Source organism: Endozoicomonas atrinae (assembly GCF_001647025.1).
GTDB lineage: Bacteria > Pseudomonadota > Gammaproteobacteria > Pseudomonadales > Endozoicomonadaceae > Endozoicomonas > Endozoicomonas atrinae.
In genome coordinates this window covers 1-837 of sequence record NZ_LUKQ02000659.1, presented here as the reverse complement: position 1 = coordinate 837, position 837 = coordinate 1, and the positions used below count along the sequence as shown (strand labels likewise).

At 53.8% G+C, this 837-nt stretch carries 2 protein-coding genes; both read left to right on the top strand.

Features of this window, described 5'->3' with window-relative positions; translation table 11 throughout:
- The coding region (locus AK963_RS37055; protein WP_175404755.1) for a peptidoglycan recognition protein family protein at nt 1-238 on the top strand (238 nt) is incomplete at its 5' end.
- Nucleotides 235-609, top strand: coding sequence for a 3TM-type holin (locus AK963_RS37050; protein WP_083232957.1), 375 nt, complete (start codon nt 235-237; stop codon nt 607-609). The genes AK963_RS37055 and AK963_RS37050, both read left to right, overlap by 4 nt.
- Nucleotides 610-837 lie beyond the last annotated feature (228 nt).

Sequence of the window (837 nt, the reverse complement as noted above, 5' to 3'; positions counted from 1 at the left end):
CAACCATGAGAGCGTGGGCATTTGCCTGGTCGGTGGATTGGATAACAACAACCAGCCGGAAGATAACTTTACCCCACTGCAGAAGCGAATGCTGAAGCTGCTGATTGCTGGTCACCAGGCTCTGTACCCTGATGTGGAAGTACGGGGTCATAACCACTTCAGCAAACACAAAGCCTGCCCAAGCTTTCCCGTTGAAGTATGGCTCTACCAGGAAGGGCTGCAGGGAGTTGATCTGTGAGTTGGGCGGCTGCTGTCCCTCTGGTGGGGAAGGTCATAGATAAGCTGTTCCCCGATGCGGACAACGCGGATCAGGCCAAAGTGGTTCTGGCCGAGATGATGATCAACGGGGAAATCAAGGAACTGGCAGAACAGGCAGGCATCATCACCGCCGAAGCCAGGGGAGAGAGTTGGCTGCAACGCTGCTGGCGTCCCCTGGTGATGCTGGTGTTCACGGTGTTGGTCGTATGCCGCTGGATGGGGTGGGCAGCACCGGATCTGAGTGATGAGGTTGAGTTGAAACTGTTCAGCATTATCCAGTTAGGTATTGGTGGTTATATCGCCAGTCGCGGTGTGGAGAAGGTGGCGAGAACATGGACGCAAAGCAAGTGATAAAAGTTATGTGTCGTGTAGCTGTGGTTTTGCACCGATTCAGAAAAGTTCGGTATCGTCCGTTTGATGCTCTGAAAGCCCTGTCATTACTGGCCTCCTGCAAGGCGGAGGGACCCTGCGAACCTTTAGCTAATGCGGGGGTACAAAGCCGCAGGCTTTCGCCAGTGACAGAGTGAAAATCGGGGTTGACAGTGGTTGACAAAAACCGAAGGAGGCCAGTGTTTATCA